Origin of the sequence: Mycobacterium sp. 1245852.3 (assembly GCF_001669335.1) — a bacterium.
In the GTDB taxonomy this organism is placed as follows: Bacteria; Actinomycetota; Actinomycetes; order Mycobacteriales; family Mycobacteriaceae; genus Mycobacterium; species Mycobacterium europaeum_A.
This window is the reverse complement of record NZ_LZLL01000017.1, coordinates 1-2,916: the sequence shown is the minus strand read 5'-3', so window position 1 is coordinate 2,916 and position 2,916 is coordinate 1. Positions and strand designations below refer to the sequence as shown.

Genomic DNA, 2,916 nt, shown 5'->3' with positions numbered 1-2,916 from the left:
GCCGCAGGTCGGCGTTGACGGCCAGCTCGTTGAGGTTGAAAGCGTCGGAATGATGGTCGAAGTCAACGATCGCGTCAGCGCTGACGTTCGGACGTGTGGCCATCGAAAAGCCCTCCAACGGAAGGTGATCTGCTTATTCGGCGGTGCGCTTATTATCTTTGCATTATTACGCGGTTGAGCTGGGCGGCGGAAGCGGTTCTTGGGCGGTTCGGCGTGACCGCCTGGGCCCGTTTGCTGCGGAAAGGGTGTCATGACGAGCCATCGGACGGTTTTCAATCACGTTGGGTTATGCGTCGCCGACCGCGAGCGATCGCGCCGCTTCTACGAGAGCCTGCTGGGGTTTCAGTTCTGGTGGGAGCTCGACCCGCCCGACGGCCCGACCTCGCAGCTGGTGGGGCTGCCGGAGCCGCTCGGAGTGCACGCGACCTATCTGGTGCGCGATGGCTTGGTGCTCGAGCTGATGGACTATTCGAAGCGTCAGGTGCACGCCGGCTCGGAGCGGGTCATGGATCAGATCGGGCTGACGCACATCTCGTTCTCGGTGTCCGATCTACCTGGTGTGTTGGCTCGGGTGGCGGAGTTCGGGGGAGCGTTGGTTGATTCGTCGGTATCGAAGGGCGCGGCGATGATTCGGGATCCGGATGGGCAGATGTTGGAGCTGCTTTCGGATGGGTGGTTGAAGGCGTTGCCGCCACGGCCGTGACGCGGCGAGCTGCTCCTCGCGGTGCAAAGGTCACGGCGCGATACGTCGAAGGGGCTAGGACTTGCCAGATGGTTGTTGAGTAGACGCCACGGTTGTCGAGGTCGGAAATGGTGTACGCCGGCTGGTTCGAATCCTGCCGGGGGCACTTCGCGTTTGCGCAGTTCAGAGGCGGTTTTCGCGGGCGGCGGCGATGACCGGCGTTATCTGCCAGCTATCCCGTTTCCCGAGGTCGGCTGTACCGCTAACTACGACGGTGGAGGGACTCATGGAGCGACGGCCGCAACTGGACATCTCCGATGCGGAGTTCTACGTCCGCGACGAAGCAGAGACCGGCCGACGGCTGATGGTCGCGGTCGATGAGGACCTACTCGGCGCCGCCGTGTCGATCATCGAGACCGGCTGGGAGTACCTGACCGTGCACCTCGAGCTCTACGAGTTAGAGGTGCTGGCAACGAAGTTGACGCAGGTCGCCGCCCGCGTAAAGCGCGAGTTGTGCCCGGGGTGCGACTCGCTCGGGATGGTCGACGGTGACCGCGGACCGGAGTTCTGCGACCACGCCATGGTCGACGCTTAACGCGGACGCGTCGCGGAGTACCCGAGGATGCGGCAAACCGTCGCGTCGGCGGGCAACTCGATCACCCAGGGCGGGCCGCCGTCAGCGGTGGGGCCGGACGTAAGCGTGTACGTATTCAGGTAGCTGCCGTCCTCTTGCTGCTTGGAACTGAAGCCGATCTTCTCGACCTGGAACAGCTGCGGCTTGCCCAGTCCGCCGTCAACCGCCAGGGACATGCCCGGTTGCACCTGGCCGACCAGGATCATGGTCGCGTCGAGGTCGCGTGACTCTCTTGGTAGCGCCATATCAGCACCTCCTTTTCATGTGTTCATCTGGAGGCTACGAAATGCCACCGACAACTTCGGGGTCGTCGGCGACGTTCCGTCCCGCGCGCACGCAGATGGAAGTTCGACGGCCCCGAACACCTTTCGGCGTCGAGGCCGTCGTCGACGTGCGGGTCGTCTACAGCTCGATGGTGTCCGACGGGCGCGGCAGGAGCGTCTGGATCAGACTCGCCAGCCGGCGCCGACCAGCGTCACCGCTGAATCCTGAGGCCACCGATCCCGTCTTCCAGTAGTCGGCACCGTCGACGGCGACCATGTTGCCGTCAATGACGACCGTGCCGTTCAGAGCGGGCAGGTCGGCCAGCACCTCGGCGTAGGAGTTCGGTTCGCCGAGTTTCCCCCCGCGCGACCGAACCACTTCGATCACCTGCGGGAAGACGCGGTGCAATGCGACGGTGCCCTGGCCCTTCTGAATCTGGTATCCCTCTGGATTCTCGAAGGCTTCGGGCAGTACCTTGGCGACGCCCAGCCAGAAGGCGTTGATGACGTTCGCGACGGTCAGGGGGTCTGCGCGCTTGAGAAGCGGCATGTCCAACACCGGCTTGAGGGAGCGGACGAACTGCGGCATCGGCATGATCGACCCGTCGCCGCGCTTCTTGCGGGTGTTCGCGTACTGGAAGCGGCCCTTCCACGGACCGTCGAGCCCTTCGAGTTCCTTGATCACCGCCTGCCCACGGGTGATCCAGTCCCGGTCCGCGCCGACGAGCGCGTCGCGGAGGTCTGGATCCTCCTCGGCCATCTTGCTAAGGAGCGTGAAGGCGAGGTTGGTGCTGACGTTCTTCGCGTTGGTGTTGACCTCGTAGAACTCGGTCATCTCGGACTGAGTGTCCAAGCCCAGCGTCAGGCTGACCGGCACCGGAAAGTCGTCGAAATCGCTGTGGCGTTCGAGAAGCCGCACGAGCCCTTCCCGCCGGTGCTGGCCGTCGTAGACCCAAAGTTCGAGGTCTCGGTCGAACTCGATGTAACCGCTGCCCACCCAATTGGTCTCGTTGGTGACGGCGTCATCGAAAGCCGCCTGCGCCTCGGCGTTGCCGTCGATGACGACCTTGACCTGGCTGTAGTCCTCCTCCCGGATGTTGATCAGCAGGGGGTTCGGCATCCGTCCGCCCTTGTCGTAGTAGTCGGCCGTCTGCTTGATCCGAGAAGTGACCAGCGCCCGCTGGTAGCCCTCATCCGTTTCAGGGTTGTGGACATCCACGACACCCTGGTCGCGCAACAGCAGCGGGGTCGCGTACGACTGCAACATCGCCGTGCCCCGCTGTACGCACACCGCTCCGTACAGCCGCACCTTCTTGACCTCGGTCATCAATGCTCCT

4 protein-coding genes are annotated in these 2,916 nt (G+C 63.8%); 2 read left to right on the top strand and 2 right to left on the bottom strand.

Annotated features, from left to right (window positions below; all coding sequences use genetic code 11):
- Positions 1 to 250: 250 nt before the first annotated feature.
- Both A9W96_RS00690 and A9W96_RS00685 read left to right on the top strand, forming a co-directional pair.
- A complete protein-coding gene (locus A9W96_RS00690; RefSeq protein WP_067137356.1) occupies positions 251 to 703 on the top strand; it encodes a VOC family protein in 453 nt (150 codons plus the stop codon).
- Positions 704 to 968: 265 nt separating this feature from the next.
- The gene (locus A9W96_RS00685; RefSeq protein WP_067137354.1) at positions 969 to 1,277 is read left to right on the top strand and encodes a hypothetical protein; all 309 of its coding nucleotides are present in this window, start codon (positions 969 to 971) and stop codon (positions 1,275 to 1,277) included.
- Here the strand turns inward: A9W96_RS00685 and A9W96_RS00680 are convergent.
- Both A9W96_RS00680 and A9W96_RS00675 read right to left on the bottom strand, forming a co-directional pair.
- Positions 1,274 to 1,561, bottom strand: coding sequence for a hypothetical protein (locus A9W96_RS00680; protein ID WP_156765061.1), 288 nt, complete (start codon positions 1,559 to 1,561; stop codon positions 1,274 to 1,276). The two genes, A9W96_RS00685 and A9W96_RS00680, sit on opposite strands and share 4 nt — an antisense overlap.
- 157 nt (positions 1,562 to 1,718) lie before the next feature.
- A partial coding sequence (locus tag A9W96_RS00675) for a DGQHR domain-containing protein (protein WP_067137349.1) occupies positions 1,719 to 2,916 on the bottom strand: 1,198 nt, incomplete at its 5' end.

Bases quoted from the DNA above. Each gene is read 5' to 3' on its own strand.
- A9W96_RS00690 (WP_067137356.1), top strand. From the start codon at position 251: ATGACGAGCCATCGGACGGTTTTCAATCACGTTGGGTTATGCGTCGCC.
- A9W96_RS00685 (WP_067137354.1), top strand. From the start codon at position 969: ATGGAGCGACGGCCGCAACTGGACATCTCCGATGCGGAGTTCTACGTC.
- A9W96_RS00680 (WP_156765061.1), bottom strand. From the start codon at position 1,561: ATGGCGCTACCAAGAGAGTCACGCGACCTCGACGCGACCATGATCCTG.